Origin of the sequence: Vibrio sp. 10N.261.54.E10, assembly GCF_002877735.2 — a bacterium.
GTDB classification, from domain to species: Bacteria; Pseudomonadota; Gammaproteobacteria; order Enterobacterales; family Vibrionaceae; genus Vibrio; species Vibrio crassostreae_C.
The window spans coordinates 295,895-317,643 of the sequence record NZ_MCXE02000002.1; the positions used below are offsets into that span (position 1 = coordinate 295,895).

Consider the following 21,749-nt stretch of genomic DNA (forward strand, 5'->3'; position numbering starts at 1 on the left):
ATGTCAGAATAAAAGCTAACGCTGAAAGCATTTTAGCATCCAAAGTGGTCTCAGATATTGTTCCATTCACGAGTGAATACATACAGTGCCTATTAGACAATCACTCGTAATTACCGCCTAAGCTCTTGTATCCTTAGCTCTAATCAAATAGAAATATAAAGGCCTTTGGCTATTTGGATGGCACACTTTCATATTGACACTCAAATTGGAAACTGAACTCGATAAATAATAAAAACCCATTAAATCAAACACTTAAAACTGGCACGTAACTTGATTGAATATCTAGACCTTCCATCACAAGGATGTAGATATGAGAATTACAACGTTAAGTTTGCTATTAAGTGCCCCTCTAGTCGCCAACGCAGCGCCATTCGATACCTGCCCTAGTCAAGCATACCTCTTTCAGTCGAAACCCGTTGAAGTTTGGGGTGTAAACCTAGTAACAGGTTCAACCACACTGTTAGAAGACGATACGGGTATGAATGCCAATATCAATGGTGTCGGTTTCGACTTTCAAGACAGATATATTTATGGCTATGACACCACCAACAAACGTTTAGTGCGTCTTGGTCAAGACTTCCAAGCAGAAGTTATCAATACCAGTGGCTTACCAACCGATCACACTTTCTATGTCGGCGACGTCTATGACCATGTTTACTACTTGTATCGTACAGGTAAGGGACTATTTACTGTTGACCTCTCTCCTTTAGACTCTGATCCGAATGCGACCGTCACGGTCAACAAAATCGCAGGCAGCCCTGCAACTGTAAAACTGACTGATTTTGCTTTCCATCCAAGTGATGGCTCTTTATATGGTATCGACAATAACTCGGGTGGCTTGTACAGCTTCAACCCAACTACAGGTGCAGAAACCTATATTGGTGATACCGGAGAAACAGGGACGTTTGGCGCAGGTTATTTTGATGTAAACGGCTACTATTACGTATCTCGAAATCAAGACGGTAAGATCTACCGTATCAACCTATCCCCAGATAACGCTGCAAACATCGCTGCAGGTGTCGTTCCAGCCGTTGAATTTGTTTCGAATGGCCCAGCTTCTGGTCAAAACGATGGTGCTCGTTGTGCTAATGCACCTGTTGTTGATGAAGACTCAAACATCGACTTCGGTGATGCTCCAGACAGCTACCTAACGTTACTGGCGAGCAATGGCCCTCGACATGAACTCGATGGCATCACATGGTTAGGTACAACTCCTCCAGATGCGGATTTAGATGGTTATGTCACACCTCAATCAGATGAAACTGTCGGAGTGGATGATGAATGGGCAAACGGTGGTATCGGTTTTGTTACCGCACTTGAAGCAGGGCTTGATTCAAAAGTAGTAATTGAAGCTTCAACAACCGGTTACCTTTCAGCTTGGATAGACTGGAACCAAGATGGCAGTTTCGATGGCGCCAACGAGCAAGTATTTACCGATTACCTGTTAGATGCGGGTGAAAACGATCTGTTCCTAAATGTCGATATCAACGCTCTGACCGGTACGACGTGGGCTCGCTTTAGATTCAGTCAACAAACCAACCTAAGTTACTTTGGCGGTTCAACCTCTGGTGAGGTGGTCGATATTCAAGTCGATGTTCTTAACGATGGTGCCACTGCTCGTTACTTCCCAAGTGCTTCTGGTTACGCAACGCTCGCGTACGAAGATAACTGGCCTTATAAAGCTGACTACGACATGAACGATGCTGTTCTTATGTATCGTATTACTGAAATCCTTAAAGATGGAAAAGTCGTTAAATCAACTATCGACGGCCGCCTAGCTGCTGTCGGGGCATCGTACAGAAATGGTTTTGCTGTTCGACTTCCTAACCTCGACCCGAGCTTGGTGAGTAGTGGTAGCTCTTACATGAAACACAACGGCGTATTCACTGACCTTGACCTAGAAGATGGACGTAGCGAAGCAATCTTTGTTATCGCCAATGACCTGACAGAAAAAATCAGCACTGGCTGTACCTTCTACCGCACCAGTAATGGATGTAAAGAAGATGAGCAGTTCTCGTTCCAAATTGGTATTACTTTAGCCGGTGACGGTGTGAGTACTGGCAGCTGGACCGATATGCCTTACGACCCGTTCATCTTCGCAACGCCTGGGTATTATCATGGTGAAAACCTACCTCTACATCCAGGACGCAGCTGGGAGGTTCACTTGCCAGACCAAGCTCCAACCGAAGCATTTGATACCACTAACCTCTTTGAAGCTGGTTTAGGCGTCGATGACAGTAATCCATCAACAGGTAAATACTTCAAAACAGTAGAAAACCACCCTTGGGCTCTCATAGTAACTTCGGATGACGAATGGGAGTGGCCTCTAGAGTACGTCGATATTGTTACCGCTTACCCAGGGTTTAAAGAATACGCAGAATCCGGCGGTGAAACGAACCAAACATGGTACCAATCACCTGCAGACAACCAACGTTACGAACCATAAGGAGAGACGTTATGACTATTCACACTAAACAATATCGAGACAATCATTGCGTTGATTCAAGTCGCAATCTCTTTGAGGAAAAACGTATGTCTGTACAAAGCACTTGGAACATCAAGAAGTCACTAGCCGTTATTTTAGCTGCAGCGCCATTAGTATTAGCCGGCTGTGGAGGCGGCGGTGGGGGCGGAAGTACATCTACGGCATCACCATCTACACCCTCGACACCTGCAACTCCGTCGAATCCGGTAACAGCAACGCCTTCGCCGTCTCCCGCGACAAGTGCGGTAGCAGCGCAGAGCTATACGATGAGTGATTTGGTGGTACCTGATGGATTTGACTACAACTCTGTTGAACAGTTTGATCTCAACATTGACATCAGCAGCATTTCGACAGACCGTTCTTTTGTGACCGTTTATAGCCGCTTTAGTACAAGAGATGACTCAACCTTGAAGCCGGATTACTCCAGCAAGGTCATTGCGGGCCCACTAGATAACGGTGTGTTCGCCTCCAACTTTGCAGCACCAGTAAACCATGACGCACTCTTGATAGAGATTTGGTTTTACGATGGTCAACCTCCATTACAACAAGTGGTTTCTAGCGGCGACTCTCAGATTGTCTGGCAGTAAATTGTTTAACAGCAGGTAACTTGTCGTTAGCGAGATCTCTGACGAAACAGAGTCAAAATGGATTGTTTGTAAGTAGGAAGTGAGCAGAAATGCTCACTTTTTTATTTTCGTCGAAGAGCAGTTAATTCAGCTTTCTTAGCGAGTAGCATTCACTTTACCACCAACCTCACTTATATTTTCAACATAACCTTCAAAGACTTACTCTCATGAAACAGTTAAAAATAGGTCTATTTATCTTAATGTGTGGCGTAGGCGTGTTAGTTGCCCTTGCCTATTTCCCGCTAACATCAGAGACGGGGCAACGTATTCAAGCCAAAGTAATTTCGAACACGCTTACTCAATCCTTAGATGGGCACAGGCGTTATCTGACGGTTCAGACAAAAGATAATGACGTATTTCGGCTCTCTATTGCTCCTACCACAGACTGCCCTATTGATTCTGTGGTCGCGCTTGATACATTAAACAATCAAATAACCGGACAAAGCAGTTATCAGTTCATCCACTGTCGAGCTGCACAGTAGCCATCGATGCAACAACGGTATTCGTAAAGCAACTGTATTCGCAAAAGCAACAGTAATCGCTCTACCACTGTATTCGCTAAAACAGTAAGAATCGCTAAAACAACAAGAATGGATATAACAATAATGAATCAGCCACTCATCTCACCACAACAACTTCAACAACGTTTGCTAGCAGAAGACAATATCATCATCCTCGACGCCAGCATCGAGTTTCAAATTCCAAGCGAGTCAGAAAAGATCAAAGGACAAATGATTCCTGGTGCTATTCGTTTTGACTACGACAAAGACTTTTGTAACAAGCACACTCTGCTTCCTCACATGTTTCCGAGCGAAAAACACTTCAACACTCGCACAAAAGAAATTGGCATCAATCAAGACAGTACGATTGTGGTTTACGATAACTCCGGAACCTTCGCTTCTCCTCGTGCGTGGTGGATGTTTATGGCAATGGGACACAACGACGTATTCATCTTAGATGGCGGTTTGCCAGCTTGGATCGAAGCCGGTTACGCGACCGAGACTGACTATCGCACCGAAGTAAAAGCGGGCAATTTTGAAGGCCATATTCAAGACAACTACTTTGTCAGTGCTCAGCAGATTGAAGGTTACTCAACTGACAAGAGCGCAAACATTGTAGATGCTCGTTCTCAAGCTCGTTTCGATTCAGAAGTTCCTGAACCACGTGAAGGCTTGCGTAGTGGCCATATACCGAATTCTATTTGCCTACCATTTTCCCAAGTACTCAAAAACGGCAAGTTAAAGTCCCAAGAAGAGCTTATTGATATCTTTTCAACGCTAGAATTAACGCCTTCTCAACCTATGTTCTTTAGCTGTGGCTCTGGCGTAACAGCTTGCATCATATTATTAGCCGCTAAACTCGCTGGCTATAACGGTGAAATGGGTGTTTACGATGGTTCATGGACGGAATGGGGTGCTAACGACAAACTCCCTATCGCCGTGACTAAAAAGTAATTCAACTTCGCTTAATGCAACTATTAGAATATACTGCGCATGCATAAAGAGCTTACTGATAATGATGGCCCCACGTCTCATGAAGTAAGCCTCTATGTCGCAGTCAAAGCTATGTTCATTTGAGACCAAGACTCGATTCACGCCGTTTGATTTGTAACCCACATCAACTTGCTAACCATAATTCGTGATTAATCATAAACTAATCGTTATCGACGTTATGAATACTAATTTTTCACTCAAGAATCTCTGCTCGTAGTCGTTACACTATTTAATCATTAATACTTTCATCATTGATGTTTGTATTTTTCGTTGCATGAATCGCGCTGACAACCCAATAGTTTGTCACTTGCAGTCTGTTAAAAGTAGTAACCAACAAAGGCATCTCATGGCTCTATTTAAGCAAAATATCTGGTCGCTGTACGCGTTTGTCGTACTACTGACCCTGATACTTTTCGCCGCGTTGGGAATAACAAACTGGAAAGCAAACAGAGACGACTTCATAGAGCAGCAACACATTCAGGTTGAGCTTTTTTCTAGCTCCGTCAACTCGCTGCTGACCAGTCAAGAAGCCTTATTAGAAGTGGTTGGCCATCAACTGGCTCAACAGTCTGATTTCACACGTACTGCATCTATCCAGATTAGGCCAATATTAGACAAGCTACTTGAGACCCACCCTGCGATAGCAGCGTTTGGCTTGTTGAACACCGACGGTGATTACCTCTCGATTAGCTCAAATCTCGAACTTGCGAATCAAAGGAACTTGCTGCAATACGCGCCAACCAGAGGCTCCTTCCTAGACGCCCTATCAAGCAGTAGCATGGTGCTTGGCCGTACCTATTTTCAAGATTCGTTGAATAGCTTAGTCATCCCGCTGAGAAAATCCATTTCAATCGATGGCAAGAAAACCGATGCAGTAATGACCGCAGGGCTACGATTAGACGCAACGATCGTATTTGAAAATAATGCTCACGCCGGAAGTTTCAATACACTAAGCCTGATCAGAAAAGACAGCTATCGCCAGTTTTATTCAAGTGATATTGAATCTGAGAGTGCCTATTCCTCTCCAGTCGGCAAAGATGTCATACAGCGTATTGCAAGTATCTTTACCGACCACTTCGGAATTAGCGTACAAGAAGCGATGAATGGGCAAGAAACCTATTCTTTTGTCGTCGACGATGAAGAGTACCACTCTTTGATGAGCGCGAAATACATCCCAAACTACAAATTATGGGTGGTAGGACGTACGGATCTAACTCACGTCGATAGTATATTCATACAAGAGTTCAGCATTCTTTTCGTTGCCTTTATTTTTCTTCAGTTTGGTTTCTACTTTTTGGTTAAGTCGATTGCCAAGAATGAACAACGGACTCGTAGCCAACTCATTTATCAGGCGAACCATGACCCTTTAACCTCTCTGCCAAACCGTTTGTACATGCGTAGAAACATTGGTAAATGGATTGACGATGAGTCAGAGCCGTTTTCGCTGTTGTTTATCGATATCGATAACTTTAAATGCGTCAATGACACCCACGGGCATGACTTTGGAGATAAGGTTCTCAAACAGATCGCTTTGCGTTTGATGAGGTTCCGATCTCGCCTCAGCCTATTGGTACGTGAATCCAGTGATGAGTTTTTGTTCTTGACGCCCTTGTCGAATGAAGCTGAAATTAAACGACTCGCCAAGCGCATTATTGAAGTGCTTTCTCAACCTTATGAAGTTGAAAGCGCTCAGTTTTTGTTAGGTTGCAGCATCGGCGTAGCGCGTTTCCCAGAACACGGAAAAGATCTGGATAGCCTGTTACGTTCTGCCGATATTTCAATGTACAAAGCGAAACAGCAGCAAAACTCGTACAGTATTTTCACAACGGAAATGCAAGATGCTCATCTCTACAAAATGAAAGTAGAACAAAGGCTACGCATCGCTATCGAGAAACAAACGCTGTTCATGGTTTTCCAACCGCTGGTTCGTGCAAATGAAAGTATTCATGGTGTAGAAGCACTCGTGCGCTGGATTGATGAGGAATTGGGTTTTGTTCCGCCAGATGTCTTTATACCGATAGCAGAGAACACGGGTTTAATGCAAAAACTGGGGACTTTTATTATTGAGTCCAGCATTATGCAGATCGCCCACTTGCACCGAACAACAGAACAAAAGATCGGGCTGTCGATCAACATATCAGTGCGTCAGTTTTCTCATCAATCCTTCTCTGAGCACTTGTTCGCGACACTAGAAAAGTATCAACTCTCTCCTAGCTGTTTAACGCTAGAAATTACCGAGAGCTTGTTCATTGAAGATGTGACTTTGGTGAAACCGACTTTTGAAGCCCTCAAAGAGAAGAATATAAAGATCTCTTTAGATGATTTCGGGACAGGTTATTCATCACTAAGTATGTTGAAAGCACTGCCTATCGATGAACTTAAAATCGATAAGAGCTTTATTGAGAACATTGCTGTCGATCAGCAGTCACTCACCATGGTGCAAAACATCATCGCAATCGGTAAGAACTTCGGCATGGTGGTATTAGCAGAAGGCGTAGAATCAAACGAACACTTCGCAATTCTAAAGGCATGTGGATGTGACTTAATGCAAGGCTATTACTTCTCTCGCCCTATTCCTTATGATGAGCTGGCTACTCACCTAAACAAGAAAGTGACCGAGCACGCGGAATGTTCTGTTTAAGAACGTGAGTTAAATAGACGAGCTAAATAAGGTAGGCGGCTAAACACCTACCTTATTTTCTAGGTATTTTCTGTTCAGTTATTTATTCATTTCACTTTTTATTCATTTCACTATGCATAACATCGATCAACTGCCCGGAAGGATCTCCTGATAATTCCCAAGTAAAAATGCCGCCTAGGTCTGATTTCTTCGCCCATTCTGCCTTTGCTTTAATAGAACGCTGATCTTCAAAAGATATGAATACTTTTTTATCTGGGTTCCACAAATAAGGTGCTTGAGCTTGCTCATCATACTTATACTCATAACCTTGTTTACTACTGTAGTTATTCATAAGATCCCAAAACATGAAGTAACCGTTTTCACCGGTACCAAACTGCGCCCCTTGTTCAGAAACTAGGTCACCTTTAGGCAGCTCTCCAGCAAAGTCTTTTGTCCCTTGCCAACCTCGACCATAAAAAGCCGCCCCGATCACGAGCTTCTCGCTAGGGATACCTTGCTCTATCATCTGATTAATGAAGACATCAGCTCCCATTCCCCACCAACTACGCTCGGTGGCATGTAAGTTTGTTGTGTGACCTGTTTGAGTTCCCCAGCCTCCGAGGAAGTCATACGTCATCGCAAACATGTTCGTCAGATATGGGCTAGCTGCGTTCCAGTCAATTTGAGCTGCCTTAGCACCAACACCGACAGCCGTTGAAAGCTCGTAATCTCTTTGAGTCGTCTTTGATAGAGCGTCCAAATCACTTCTGATTGTTTTTACTAAAAGAGTAAAAGCTTCACGCTCTAGCGCTTTTTGCTCATCCGTTAGTTTCGTCTCTGGGTTCCAAGGCGAAGTGGTTAAGCCGCCGCCTCCTGGGTATTCCCAATCAAGATCAATACCATCAAAGAAGTCGTATTTTTGGATCAATTCAACAGCAGTTTTTGAAAAGTGCGCAATGGCTTGAGGATCTTTCGCCATCGCATGGAAAGGTTCAGACATTGTCCACCCTCCAAATGAGGGCAAAATTTTGATATTTTGATTGTCGGCCTTCAGTTGAGCTAACTGGGCAAAGTGACCTTTATAGGCGACATCAACACCCACGTCTCCGAAATCGACTTCTAACGCAGCTTCTTTATCCACAATAATCGCGGTATATGGTTGTTTGTCTGCACATTGCTGCTGAATTTGTTTTTGGACGGGCTCACCAGCACCGCTATGAGGACCACACATGCTCAAGAAGGCGTAAATAATATGTGAGAGCTTGTCTGCAGGTATGTCGTCAACGGTATAAGGGTTGTCTTTATTCAGATATTGCCAATCTGCAAAATACCCAGCGACGACTTTATCATCAGCATGTGCCGTAGGCGTGAGTATACAAGCAGCGGCTATTAAGCTAAGCGCACTGATAGAATTAAATTTAAAGATAGAACTTGATTGGTCACTGTTACTAGAAATAGCTTGTGTGATAAATGACAGTTTCATAATTATCTCCTTTAGTGTGGCTTAACATTAAAGAGTGATAATTCTTTCAACCGCTGAACAAATTCACTATTCGAGTCATGTCTAATAGTTATCCCCTTTATTGCACTGGTTTCATTAGGGGGAATTACCATCATTGCTCAAATAGTGAATTCAACGAAGCATGAGTATCTTACTATTTACTGCTGTTTGGTTTATTCACGCTAAGTTGTTCATCTAAGTTAAGTACCGTCAAAGCATTACTTACGCTGGTCGCTATCACATCGACCACACCGGTCCTTAGTGCGCCTAATAGAGCTAATGGCTTACTGTTCTCGGCTGCAATGGCAATGACTTCTGCAATTGGGCGGAATTCTTCCAAGGCCAAACCAATCACACGGTCACTCATTACTGTGTTTGCTGTTTTACCGTGAACATCGAAAAAGTCATAACCCGCAAAGTCACCGACGACTCCTTGCAATAAACGAGATTGAACGACCTCACCTGCGGTAAACCAACCTAAGTCGACCATATAGCTGTTTTCACTCATATCACCGATACCGACTAATGCAACATCGGCTTTTCGAGCGAGATCGAGTGTCTGCTTAACGGTGCTGTTTTCCATAAATGCGGTTTTTTGCGCTTTATTCTCGGCATAAGCCGGCGCGTATAAGGTTTCAGAAGATCCACCGTACTTTTTGGCTAGCTGCCTGCATATATGGTCGGCATTAAACATACCGCCTCTTGGGTGAATACCGCCGATACCACACACGAATTTACAGTCTCGTGGCGTAATTACGCCAGTGTGGTGAGCAACAGACGATACGTTTCGCCCTTGTCCTACTGTCACCACCATACCGTTTTTCAGTGTACTGGTAAGATAATTAGACACTAAACCAGCAACCTGTAATCGCTGCTTCTCTTCATTTGGTTGGTCTAGTGCTACAAGAGCACGCTTTACACCAAATCGTTCGATCAAACGTTGCTCGATCTTCGCACTAAAGACGGGGTGATATTTCACGGTGATCTCAACAATGCCCTCATCTCGGGCTTGCTTGAGCATTCGACCAACCTTTGCACGGGAGATAGAGTACTTTTTAGATATCTCTTCTTGCGTGGCACCATCTTGATAATAAGCAACCGCTACTTCAGTGAGGAGATCAGTGTTTTCTTCGGAAACATCTTGGATATTCTTACTCATATACCACTCAACCAATATTTAACAATTATTTTACCTGCTTGAAGAACAAATGTTCGATGCTTAAGCAAGTGATACACAAGTTTACACCCCGAACATATGTAACAGCAAGGTACATTTGCTCATAGTCATAACCATGGTTTTGTTGTTGATTAATTCACCTCACTTTGCTCGTTAAACGTTTGCTTGCATAGCCCATGATTACTAGAGCGAAATATATTTGACTGAAGTCACCATACAGTACTATTTACCGTTGACTTTGGGGCTAGATCGGATAAATATGGCTACATCATTTACTCATCGAGCGATCAAATGTTCTGTGCAAATGTTCGTTCGGAGAAAAATTTAAATTAATGTAAGTTTGGCTCACTGGTACAACCATTGAGAACTTCATTAGTTAGCTTGCAAATGCCCACACCTCTCCCATTAATGAGGTGTTATGCGATACATAGGATGATCAAAATGAGCAATAAATTAGAGCAACTTCGTAAACTAACAACTGTTGTAGCTGACACTGGCGATATCGAAGCTATCAGCAAGTACACTCCTGAAGATGCAACAACTAACCCATCTCTAATTCTTAAAGCTGCTCAAATTGCTGAGTACGCTCCTCTAATCGATGCTTCTATCGAATACGCAAAAGCGCAAAGCGGTGATAAAGCACAGCAAGTTCAAGATACTTGCGACATGCTTAACGTGAACATCGGTAAAGAAATCCTAAAAGTTGTACCTGGCCGTATCTCTACTGAAGTCGATGCTCGTCTTTCTTACGACATGGAAGGCAGCGTTGCTAAAGCTCGTCAACTTATCAAAATGTACAACGACGCTGGTATCACTAACGACCGCATCCTTATCAAACTGGCTTCTACTTGGGAGGGCATCCGTGCTGCTGAAATCCTAGAGAAAGAAGGCATCAACTGTAACCTAACGCTTCTATTCTCTTTCGCTCAAGCTCGTGCTTGTGCTGAAGCTGGCGTATTCCTAATCTCTCCTTTCGTAGGTCGCATCATGGACTGGTACAAAGCGAAAGAAGGTCGTGATTTCGAAGCTTCAGAAGATCCAGGTGTAATCTCTGTTTCTGATATCTACAACTACTACAAAGACCACGGCTACAAAACTGTTGTTATGGGCGCAAGCTTCCGTAACATCGGCGAGATCCTTGAACTTGCTGGTTGTGACCGTCTAACTATCGCTCCGCAACTTCTAGCAGACCTAGAAGCAGCAGAAGGCGAAGTAGTAGAGAAGCTTATCGACTCTAACGGTACTAAAGAGCGTCCAGCAGCGATGACTCACGCTGAGTTCCTATGGGACCACAACCAAGATGCAATGGCTGTTGAGAAACTGGCTGAAGGCATCCGCAACTTCGCCGTTGACCAAGGCAAACTAGAAGACATGATCGCAGCTAAGCTGTAATCACTCTTACCAAATTCAAATAGGGGAACGTTCAGTTCCCCTACTTTTATCAATTTTGTTTTTCTTAATTTTTATTCGGAAGTTCTTATGAATCAATCTCCTCAAAACAGAAAGCATCTAGCTAACGCTATTCGTGCTCTAAGCATGGACGGCGTACAACAAGCAAACTCTGGTCACCCTGGCGCACCTATGGGCATGGCTGACATCGCTGAAGTACTTTGGCGCTCTCACCTAAACCACAACCCGTCAAACCCAGAGTGGGCTGACCGCGACCGTTTTATCCTGTCTAACGGCCACGGCTCTATGCTGATCTACTCTCTGCTTCATCTAGCAGGTTACGAGCTTTCAATTGAAGATCTTAAAAACTTCCGTCAACTGCATTCTAAGACTCCAGGTCACCCAGAGTACGGCTACGCACCAGGCATCGAAACAACGACTGGTCCTCTAGGTCAAGGCATCACTAACGCTGTTGGTATGGCTATGGCAGAGAAAGCGCTAGCAGCACAGTTCAACAAAGAAGGCCACGACATCGTAGACCACTACACTTATGCATTCATGGGTGATGGCTGTCTGATGGAAGGTATTTCTCACGAAGCATGTTCTCTAGCAGGTACGCTTGGTCTTGGTAAGCTGGTTGCTTTCTGGGATGACAACGGTATCTCTATCGATGGCGAAGTTGAAGGTTGGTTCTCTGACGATACACCTAAGCGTTTCGAAGCTTACGGCTGGCACGTAATCCCAGCGGTAGATGGTCACGATTCTGACGCTATCAACGCAGCGATTGAAGCGGCTAAAGCAGACCCTCGCCCTACTCTAATCTGTACTAAAACAGTGATTGGCTTTGGTTCTCCAAACAAAGCAGGTACGCACGACTGTCACGGTGCTCCACTAGGCGCTGAAGAAATTGCAGCAACACGTAAAGAATTAGGTTGGGAGCACGGTCCTTTTGAAATTCCGTCGGAAGTTTACTCAGAGTGGGATGCGAAAGAAGCAGGCGCAGCTAAGGAAGCAGCGTGGAACGAGAAACTTGCAGCTTATGAAGCAGCATACCCTGAGCTGGCAGCTGAATTCAAACGCCGCGTAAACGGTGACCTACCAGCTGAGTGGGAAGAGAAAGCATCGGCAATCATCGCTGATCTTCAAGCTAACCCAGCAAACATCGCATCACGTAAAGCATCTCAAAATGCTCTAGAAGCGTTCGGTGCTATGCTACCTGAATTCATGGGCGGCTCGGCTGACCTTGCGCCTTCTAACCTGACTATGTGGTCTGGTTCTAAGTCTCTTGAAGCAAACGACTTCTCTGGTAACTACATCCACTACGGTGTACGTGAATTCGGTATGACGGCTATCATGAACGGTATCGCTCTGCACGGTGGTTTCGTACCATACGGCGCAACGTTCCTAATGTTCATGGAATACGCGCGTAACGCTATGCGTATGGCTGCTCTGATGAAAACTCAGAACATCCAAGTTTACACGCATGACTCTATCGGCTTAGGCGAAGATGGTCCTACTCACCAACCGGTTGAACAGATCGCTTCTCTACGTCTAACTCCAAACATGAGCACATGGCGTCCATGTGACCAAGTTGAGTCTGCTGTTGCTTGGAAACTAGCAATCGAGCGTAAAGATGGTCCTTCTGCACTTATCTTCTCTCGTCAAAACCTTGCACAACAAGATCGTGACGCTGAGCAAGTAGCAAACATCGCTAAGGGTGGTTACATCCTGAAAGATTGTGAAGGCAAGCCAGAGCTTATCCTTATCGCAACGGGTTCTGAAGTTGAGCTAGCGGTTAACGCTGCTGCTGAGCTAACGGCTGAAGGTAAGAAAGTACGCGTAGTTTCTATGCCTGCTACTGATGCGTTCGACAAACAAGACGCGCAGTACCGTGAGTCTGTACTTCCATCTGACGTAACGGCACGTATCGCTGTAGAAGCTGGCATCGCTGACTTCTGGTACAAGTACGTTGGTTTCGGTGGCAAGATCATCGGTATGACAACGTTTGGCGAATCTGCACCTGCAGGTGAGCTATTCAAGATGTTCGGTTTCACTACTGAAAACGTAGTAAACACAGCGAAAGAGCTTCTAGCTTAATCTTGAATACATTGTCTCGCCCTTCAATGGGTTGATGCATACAGAAAGCCCCGCATGAAAATGCGGGGCTTTTTTTGTCTTTTCTCTCATTCGGATTAAATCTAACGGCTATTTTTCTTCGAAACGCTTTGCCAGTTGGTAGAACTCATTGACTCGTTCTTTTAGCTCTGTGGAGTGGTCTTTCACAGAATGCGTTGCCACTAAGTTTTGTTCTGCGGTCGAGGCGATAGACTGCATATGCAGATTGACTTCACTCGACAGCTCACGTTGCTTATGAGCAGAACTTTCAACAGACTGCATGAGTTCATTCATGGATTGCATTAGGTTTTCGACTTCCGACAAGCGCTCTGCACTCACCTTCGCAACATCACCACATGCGTCCGTTTGCTTACGGTTCGCCAGAATATCTTTTTGCCACCCTTCAATCGTCGTTAGCATGGTATCGATGCTCTCTTTGATCTGAACCGTAGCCTTTGAGGTTCGACCCGACAATGCACGGACTTCGTCGGCAACAACGGCAAAGCCTCGTCCTTGCTCGCCCGCTCTCGCCGCTTCAATCGCAGCGTTCAGGGCCAACAAGTTGGTTTGTTCGGCGATTCCACCAATCTCTTCCATTATCTTGCTTACGCTCTGCGCTTGATCGCTCAGTTGGTAAGTCGTTTGAGTCGCCTTTTCAGCCTGAGAAGCTAGGCTCTCTAAGTTTTGATGAGTTTGATTAATGCTTTCTTTAGCGCCAGCACAGGTTTGCAAAGTCACATCAACAATCTGGTGCGCTTCTTCTGTGCGAGAAGAGACCTCATTGGCGGTGACTTCAACCTCTTCAGTCGCCTCTCGTACTTGAAGAATGTCTTTTGTTTGTTGATCTAAGGCTTCTGATACTTCAAATGACGTCGCATTTAGGTTGTCAGCCAAATCTTGTAACGGCTTGGCTGAGTCTGTCATGCGACCTAATACGGTGTGGATTCTTGCAGACAATAGTTTTAAGTGAAAATCGGCAATAGAGAACTGACTATTACCTGAATAAACAAGACGACTAACACTATCGAATTTAGATTGCAGCTTTTTCAACTGCAGTGGAGTATCAATCAGCTCTTGTCGGAAAAGCAGTGCTAATGCTGAAACAGGAAGTAGGCTCAACAACCATTGTGATACTTGCCCTACTTCAATGAGATTTGAAATTAACGGCGCAGCCAAAGAGCCTAGCAACACGGCGTAACGAACACTGTCACTGATCTTTAATGACCATTGGCGACCCGACTTTTCAGCCTTCAAGAGGCCTTGGTAAGCCTTATCTGCAACTTGTATCCATTCATTCTTTGGCTTAACACGAACAGATTGGTAGCCACTCACCTTACCATTGTCGTAAATTGGAGTTACATAAGCATCGACCCAGTAAAACCGACCAGATTTGGTTTTGTTTTTTACGATGCCACGCCAAGCTTTACCTTGCTTTAGGTTAACCCACATATCAGCAAAAGCGGCTTTCGGCATATCGTTATGCCTTACGATATTGTGGTGTTGCCCTAGCAATTCTTGTTGGCTGTATTCCGCTATGCGACAAAAAGCATCATTACTGTACGTAATCACGCCTTTTAAATCAGTGGTAGAGACAAGTTGTTCGTTTTCGCTTAGAAGCGTTTCACGAGATTGAGTAGATGAGCTGACAGTCATTATATTAACTTAGGTTAATTATTATTTTAGGCGAGGAATATATACAATTATTAAAGTTATGACAAAATGTGAACGTCACATTTTGTGTAAATGCCTGCTATTTATACAAATATTAGCTAAGTACCTCACAAAGCTAATAACTTCACTATCTTCTCATGCCAACAGTCACGACTCATCTAAGTTTACGGCAGTGGTAAATTTCACGGTTCTCATTGAGACAGAGGTATGGAATTTACGAATATTCAGATCTTTGCGTAGTACTCGCTCCACAAAGTCTTCGTAGGCTTGAATGTCTTTGACCGTCACAATCAGCATGAAATCAAAGCTGCCTGATATCTGATAGCACTGCGTGACCTCTTCTGCCTTTGAAATAGAATGGCGAAAGATTTGGTAAATATCCCCTCGATCACGCTCCATTTCCACGGACACAACCAAAGTCATCTTACTGCCGGTCAGTTCTGGATTAATGATGGACACACCACCGACAATCACGCCCTCTTCTCTCAGCCGTTTCACTCGCTTTAAGCAAGCAGGCGGTGACAACCCGACCAGCTCTGCTATTGTTAAATTTCACGTCATTGAAACACTGAAAGTTACTCTCAATACCCTAATTATTGATATTTTGAGTAAAAATAATTTGAGCATGGGTATTTACTAATGACTCAGTTATTACATGCGTATTTTAAAACACCGATAATAAAAAATTATCTTATTAGTTAGAACCCAACGCCTTGTATAAAGCGCCCTCCAGAATAATAACCACGACCTAATCAATGTTATTAAACATCCAAACTATCAACTATTCATTCAACAAAACCCATTAAATAACTGACAATAGAATAAATAACACTCCTTATTTTATATTAACTCTAAATGTTGAAACCGGAACGAATAATTAATTGTAATAATTATCCATTTGATTGGTAAAATTTATAAATATATTTTGTTACATAATCAAAACTGATGGCTTGATATAATAATGTCACACAAAACAATGGCTTTAATGGTTCTAATTTTTTCCTCACTGTCACAGGCTTCCACTATTGAGAACGACGAACTATTGCTGAAGTCATTGATAAAACAAGGTGTTATCTGTTCAGGCTTAACCTATGAGGAAAATCAAGAAGCTTTGCGTATCTATCTCAACGCTAAAAAAGTGAAGAGCACTCCGTTTGATTCAAAAAATAGAAAAGAGACAACCAATACAAAAGAGATAGAAGATAAAAAAAATACAACAAACACACGTCAGTTAAATAAGACACCACAAGAGTGTATTAGGCCAAACTCGGACAACAGATCCGAATAAGGCAAGTTGATACTGATATCGACATGGAAATATAAAAAGGAAATATAATGAAAATGATGAGAAAAACATTGTTGGCTTCAGCAATGCTTACTCTATTTAGCGTCAGTGGTTATGCAAAAACACCTATTGATTTAGGCGTAGTTAATGAAGACAAACTCATTGAAATGCTAGTTAGACAAGGCTTAGTCGACCAAGATGCAACCGATGTGGCAAAGCAGGATGCGCTTGACCGTTACTTGAAAAATAAAATCAATTCCGGTTTCAAAGGCGATGCTCAATTCGGAAAAAAAGCACTTGAGCAACGCGCAAAAATACTCAAAGCCATAGAAAAAGGGTCTGGCGTTAAAAAAGTGAGTGTCTTTGCTTTAGAAGTCGGCACCAAGCGCACCGATAAAGTACTCGCTCTATTGGTCGATTTCCCTGATTTGAACTGGGATGACAACAAGTTGACCGAAGAGCACACGCAGATGCTCTACGAGAGCTACAACCCTGAACATTATCAAGAGTTGTTGTTTTCAAATTCTGGCTACACAGGGCCAAATGGCGAAAACCTAATCTCGATGCGCCAATATTACCAAAGCGAATCAGGCGACAGTTACAGCGTTTCAGGTCAAGCGGCAGGTTGGTATCGCGCCTCTAAGCCTGCGTCATTCTATGGTGGCAACTCCCCTACCACCGACAACGACCTAAACGCCCAAGAACTGGTTCGTGAAGCGCTGAATCAACTGGCTCAAGATCCGAGTATCAACCTTGCCGATTACGACATCGAAGATCGTTACGATTACGACGGTGACGGAAATTTCCGCGAACCCGATGGTGTGATTGATCACCTGATGGTGTTTCATGCATCGGTAGGCGAAGAAGCCGGTGGTGGCGTGTTAGGCCCTGATGCGATTTGGTCTCACCGATTCAACCTTGGTCGCATTCATGTACTTGAAGGCACCTCTAGCTCGCTTCCAGATCGATTTGGTGGCCAATACGCGGCGTTCGATTACACCATTCAACCGATTGATGCGGCTGCAGGTGTTTGTGCCCACGAATATGGTCATGATTTAGGCTTACCAGACGAGTATGACACGCAATACACAGGCAGAGGCGAACCGGTTTCTTACTGGTCAATCATGTCTTCGGGCAGTTGGGCTGGTCAAATTGGTGGTACACAACCAACGGCATTCAGCTCTTGGGCAAAACACTTCCTACAGAAATCGATTGGCGGACGTTGGGTTAACGATGATCAGCTCTCGATTGATGACCTAGAAGACAATCCACAAGTGTATACGCTGTTCCAAACAACGGATAACAGTCGTCCTAACATGATCAAAGTGGATCTTCCTGAAAAGCAGATTGAAAGTCTGAAACCCTTTGAGGGCGAGTATTCATTCCACTCTCAAAAAGGCGATGATCTGAAAAACAGTATGACTCGCAAGTTGATGATCCCAGCGGGTGATTCTGCACTGCTGTCTTTCAAAACTTGGTATGAGATTGAAAAAGACTACGACTTTGCTCGCGTGCTAATCAACGGACAAGCCATTGCAGGCAACATTACCTCAATGGACGACCCATACAACACGGACCTCGTTCCTGCTATTGGCGGCGAATCTGGCGGATGGGTTAACGCTGAGTTCGACGTTTCACAATGGGCAGGACAAGAAGTTGAACTTTCATTTGAGTACATCACCGATGGCGGCTTAGCAATGGAAGGCTTCTATCTGGATAACCTCAGTGTTGTCGTTGATGGTGAAGTCACCTCAATAGATGATGCTGAGAGCAACTCCACCTTCTCCCTTAATGGTTACAAGCTGAGTAATGGATTCCATCAAGCGCAGCACTACTATCTATTGCAATGGCGCAGCCACATGGATGTTGATGAAGGCCTAGCGAACATCAAACGCATGGGACAACTGATGTCATTCGACCCTGGCTTGATCATTTGGTACGTCGACGAATCACTAACCGACAACTGGGTAGGTAAACACCCTGGTGAAGGTTGGTTAGGCGTGGTCGATGCAGACCAAAATGCCATGGTGTGGGCAAACTCTGGTGAAGCGGCTCAAACACGCTACCAAGTTCGAGACGCAGCGTTTTCACTCAAAGATCATACTCCAATGCGTCTTGTAAACAGCGACAACGATGTACTCGAAGATACCAGTTTGGTTGGCAATGCTAGCTTCTCGGATGACCAAGATTACACATCGCCTCAAGCACCAGATTCAGGACGCATCCTGACGGAGTTTGGTTTAGCGGTCGATATTGTGAATCAGAGTGATAACAACGAATACGGTGTGGTTCGCTTATCTAAAGTAAGCCAACACAACATCGTTCCTACTGCGAACTTCGAGCTTAATGTGACTGGTCTGACTGTTTCTGCAAACAACTTCAGCTCAGACCAAGACGGTGAGATCGCCCGTTACCTATGGGACTTTGGGAACGGCACAACAAGTAACGAAGTGGCACCAACTTGGTCTTACGAGCAAGCGGGCGAATACACGGTGAACTTGACTGTTGTCGACGACAAAGGCGCTACCGCTTCATTTAGCTCCGTAGTGAGTGTTGAATCTCCAAACGCCCTTCCAGAAGCGAGCGCGAAGTACATTCACTTGGGCCGCTGGGTAACCATGTGGTCTACAAGTTCAGACAGCGATGGTCGTATTGTTGATACCGAGTGGACACTTCCAAACGGAAAGGTGAAACGAGGTCGCACATTCACGTCAATCTTCCCTTCATACGGAAAGCACGAGGTGACACTGAAGATAATCGATGACCAAGGTGGGATTACCACTAAGACAATTTTGGTCGACCTGTAAATCATCGCTGGCTCTGTCATGCGTATTTACAACACAAGCTTAAGTACTGTTGTCACAGGATATAAGCCACGACAGCAGTTTTAAGAAAACGTTATTATTTAAGCCGTAAGCAAAGGCCCTACCGATTTGGTAGGGCTTTTTATTGGTCGCAGTTCGAGATACTAGGGTTTTAATTACAGTAACAAATTTACTGAACCACCATTCGATGAGCCATTACACAGGCTGCTTTTGAATACGCGATTTACGAGCACTGAATGCGAACAGCAAGATAACAGCTAACACGAATGGTAATACGTAGATATTGAGGTTCTGCCACCCTGCTGTCGATTCTAGCCAGCCAGAGAGCATCGCTGTAATCGTCACACAGCCAAAGACAATAAATTCATTAAACGCTTGTGCCTTAGCTTTATTCTGCGATTGGTAGGACTGACTAAACAAACCTGTTGCCGCGATAAACATAAAGTTCCAACCGACACCAAGCACAACTAGAGCCGCTCTGAAGTGCCAGATAGATTCGCCATGAATGTTAATCGCGATACAGACGACGAACAGAACCCCGCCTGCCAAGATCATCATTCTTGAGCCAAACTTCTCGATAAGTGAACCAGTAAAGAATGCAGGAACAAACATCCCCAATACGTGCCACTCAATTACGCCCGCTGCTTTGGTAAAGTCAAAGCCACAACCAATCATTGCCAATGGCGTTGCTGTCATCAGGATATTCATCACCGCATAAGCGACCATGGCAGCAAACACTGCGCCAATAAAGTTAGGCGCTTTTACTATCACACTGAGAGGATCGGATTTAGGTGCCTGACTATTAAAAGAGACTTTTGGAAACTGAATTGTTTGTAAGATGAGTAACGCAAGAATGTTCAATCCAATCAAAGAAGCAAAAGCACCAATGTACAAGCCATCTTGCGACCACTGTTGCGACATAATCGCCAAATTTGGTCCTAATACCGCGGCTAAAACGCCACCAGCCATCGAGATAGAGATCGCTCGGTGACGGGCATTTTCATCACACACCTCGATTGCAGCAAAACGATAAAGCGTGCCAAAACCTATGCCTATCCCAAGTAAGAACGTAGCGAAACAAAACAAATAGAAATGTTGTTGAGACAGTGCGTAGGTGGCAAGACTAGCTCCTGTAATGCCAACCACATTACCAATGCTAAATCCTCGCTTTCTCCCTAACTTGCCTGAAATTAAAGATGCTGGAATAGTGGCTGCCATTAAACCCAAAAACTGCAGTGCAACCGGCAAGGTGATCATGCTGACACTGGGTGCAATCTGCTTACCGATCAAACCAATCACAGAGATCAGTAATATGTTACCCGTCATCAACAAGGCCTGACACAGTGAAAGCAGCCAAACATTTCTATTCATCTTCGTTCCTAAATATGAGCACAGTTGGTCAATAGACCAAAAATTCAACAAAGTCGCAACACTTTGTTACTCATAGCAACTCTACAAAGCGGCCAATATAAAGTGCTACCACCACATGACTTTGATTAGCGTTACTTAAGACGCTAGAGTTGAAATTATCATTACTTAAGATAATAATAATTTTCTGTTATTTATAGGCTTTAGTATTTGAAGGTGAGTATGATTAATCCACTTTGGCTCAATACATTTAAGACTCTGGTTGAAGTTGGCCATTTCACCCAAACGGCAGAAAAGTTGTATATGACACAACCTGGAGTCAGCCAACACATCAAGAAGCTTGAACAAGCTTGTAATTGTGACCTGCTATCTCGAGAAAACAAGAGCTTCGAACTGACCGAACAGGGTCGGATTATGTATCGCTATGCGATCAAACTAGAGAAAGACCAAGAAGATCTTTTTGAGTCTCTGAGTTTTGATAACCCTTATGCTGGGCAATGTCACTTGTCTTGCTCTGGCTCACTCTCTTTGCGTCTGTATCCCAAGCTTCTTGAACTTCAACAGCAACACCAAGAGCTCAGCATTAACTTAGAAGCCGCTCCAAACAAAAAGATATTGAATGACCTAAGCGAAGGCACTACCGATATCGGCATTGTTAGGCATTCCCCGAACGACAGCTACTACCAAAGCCAAGTCATCGGCAAAGAAGCACTGTGTCTTATTGTTCACCACAGCCTTGCTGATTTAGAGATAACGCCGCAAGTATTGAATGACATTGGCCTGATTGCCCACCCAGATTCTGCACACTATCTGTCTTTGTATTTCGACCTTTGCGGAGATAAAGACTTAGCGAACATCAACGTTAATGAGATACCAAGATCTGGCTACATCAATCAGCTTCACCAGATCTTGCTACCCGTATCAAAAGGATTAGGTTTTACCGTGTTACCGGCTGGCGCGGTTGAACACTTCCCAGATAGAGACAAGCTACACGTTGTGCCGCCAAAGGTAGAAGTAGAGGAAACGCTGTATCTGGTTCAAAAACGAAACCGAAAACTGCCGCACCGATACGATACGGTTGTTGAATTGATCAAACAGAATGTGAGTGGTTAGTTCGGTATAGATAGATTTAAAGCCTTTAGCTAGCGCGTTATTTCGCTGTAAGAGCTAAAGGCTTTAATGTTGAAGTGATAT

General features: G+C 44.1%; 14 protein-coding genes and 1 pseudogene. 10 read left to right on the forward strand and 5 right to left on the reverse strand.

Annotated elements, in window-relative coordinates; translation table 11 throughout:
* Window positions 1-310: 310 nt before the first annotated feature.
* From BCU07_RS12580 to BCU07_RS12600, 5 genes are all read left to right on the forward strand, one after another.
* Window positions 311-2,446 (forward strand): LruC domain-containing protein, encoded by a 2,136-nt coding sequence (locus tag BCU07_RS12580; RefSeq protein ID WP_102429002.1) that lies wholly within the window; start codon window positions 311-313, stop codon window positions 2,444-2,446.
* A gap of 11 nt (window positions 2,447-2,457) precedes the next feature.
* Window positions 2,458-3,072 (forward strand): hypothetical protein, encoded by a 615-nt coding sequence (locus BCU07_RS12585; RefSeq protein WP_102429001.1) that lies wholly within the window; start codon window positions 2,458-2,460, stop codon window positions 3,070-3,072.
* A gap of 206 nt (window positions 3,073-3,278) precedes the next feature.
* Window positions 3,279-3,593, forward strand: a complete 315-nt coding sequence (locus BCU07_RS12590) for a hypothetical protein (RefSeq protein ID WP_017061706.1) — start codon at window positions 3,279-3,281, stop codon at window positions 3,591-3,593.
* A 123-nt stretch (window positions 3,594-3,716) separates the two neighbouring features.
* Entirely contained in the window at window positions 3,717-4,565 is an 849-nt protein-coding gene (locus BCU07_RS12595) for a sulfurtransferase (RefSeq protein WP_102429000.1), read from the forward strand.
* A gap of 385 nt (window positions 4,566-4,950) precedes the next feature.
* On the forward strand, window positions 4,951-7,245 hold the full coding sequence (locus tag BCU07_RS12600; protein ID WP_017068242.1) for a putative bifunctional diguanylate cyclase/phosphodiesterase: 2,295 nt from the start codon (window positions 4,951-4,953) through the stop codon (window positions 7,243-7,245).
* A 91-nt stretch (window positions 7,246-7,336) separates the two neighbouring features.
* Here the strand turns inward: BCU07_RS12600 and BCU07_RS12605 are convergent, their stop codons facing one another.
* Both BCU07_RS12605 and BCU07_RS12610 read right to left on the reverse strand, forming a co-directional pair.
* Window positions 7,337-8,707: a glycoside hydrolase family 18 protein gene (locus BCU07_RS12605; protein ID WP_198599066.1), complete on the reverse strand. Its 1,371-nt coding sequence runs from the start codon at window positions 8,705-8,707 to the stop codon at window positions 7,337-7,339.
* A gap of 172 nt (window positions 8,708-8,879) precedes the next feature.
* Window positions 8,880-9,884: a sugar-binding transcriptional regulator gene (locus BCU07_RS12610; RefSeq protein ID WP_102428999.1), complete on the reverse strand. Its 1,005-nt coding sequence runs from the start codon at window positions 9,882-9,884 to the stop codon at window positions 8,880-8,882.
* A gap of 459 nt (window positions 9,885-10,343) precedes the next feature.
* On the opposite strand from BCU07_RS12610, the gene tal reads away from it, so the two are divergent.
* A complete protein-coding gene (tal, locus tag BCU07_RS12615) occupies window positions 10,344-11,294 on the forward strand; it encodes a transaldolase (RefSeq protein ID WP_009845571.1) in 951 nt (316 codons plus the stop codon).
* An 87-nt stretch (window positions 11,295-11,381) separates the two neighbouring features.
* A complete protein-coding gene (gene tkt, locus BCU07_RS12620; protein WP_102428998.1) occupies window positions 11,382-13,388 on the forward strand; it encodes a transketolase in 2,007 nt (668 codons plus the stop codon).
* Between the two features lie 108 nt (window positions 13,389-13,496).
* Here the strand turns inward: tkt and BCU07_RS12625 are convergent, their stop codons facing one another.
* Together BCU07_RS12625 and BCU07_RS12630 are read right to left on the reverse strand one after the other, a co-directional pair.
* Window positions 13,497-15,059 carry a methyl-accepting chemotaxis protein gene (locus tag BCU07_RS12625; protein WP_102428997.1) on the reverse strand — a complete coding sequence of 521 codons (1,563 nt, stop codon included), beginning with the start codon at window positions 15,057-15,059 and terminating at the stop codon, window positions 13,497-13,499.
* 165 nt (window positions 15,060-15,224) lie between these two features.
* Window positions 15,225-15,629 (reverse strand): annotated as a pseudogene (locus tag BCU07_RS12630) (Lrp/AsnC family transcriptional regulator); the annotation flags it as partial.
* A 409-nt stretch (window positions 15,630-16,038) separates the two neighbouring features.
* Between BCU07_RS12630 and BCU07_RS12635 the strand changes: the two are divergent.
* Window positions 16,039-16,365: a hypothetical protein gene (locus BCU07_RS12635; RefSeq protein WP_102428996.1), complete on the forward strand. Its 327-nt coding sequence runs from the start codon at window positions 16,039-16,041 to the stop codon at window positions 16,363-16,365.
* 47 nt (window positions 16,366-16,412) lie between these two features.
* The gene (locus tag BCU07_RS12640) at window positions 16,413-19,169 is read left to right on the forward strand and encodes an immune inhibitor A domain-containing protein (RefSeq protein ID WP_102428995.1); all 2,757 of its coding nucleotides are present in this window, start codon (window positions 16,413-16,415) and stop codon (window positions 19,167-19,169) included.
* A 213-nt stretch (window positions 19,170-19,382) separates the two neighbouring features.
* Here the strand turns inward: BCU07_RS12640 and BCU07_RS12645 are convergent, their stop codons facing one another.
* Complete coding sequence (locus BCU07_RS12645) at window positions 19,383-20,558, reverse strand: MFS transporter (RefSeq protein ID WP_017061890.1); 1,176 nt, start codon at window positions 20,556-20,558, stop codon at window positions 19,383-19,385.
* A 219-nt stretch (window positions 20,559-20,777) separates the two neighbouring features.
* On the opposite strand from BCU07_RS12645, the gene BCU07_RS12650 reads away from it, so the two are divergent.
* Window positions 20,778-21,668, forward strand: a complete 891-nt coding sequence (locus BCU07_RS12650) for a LysR family transcriptional regulator (RefSeq protein WP_102428994.1) — start codon at window positions 20,778-20,780, stop codon at window positions 21,666-21,668.
* Window positions 21,669-21,749: the final 81 nt, after the last annotated feature.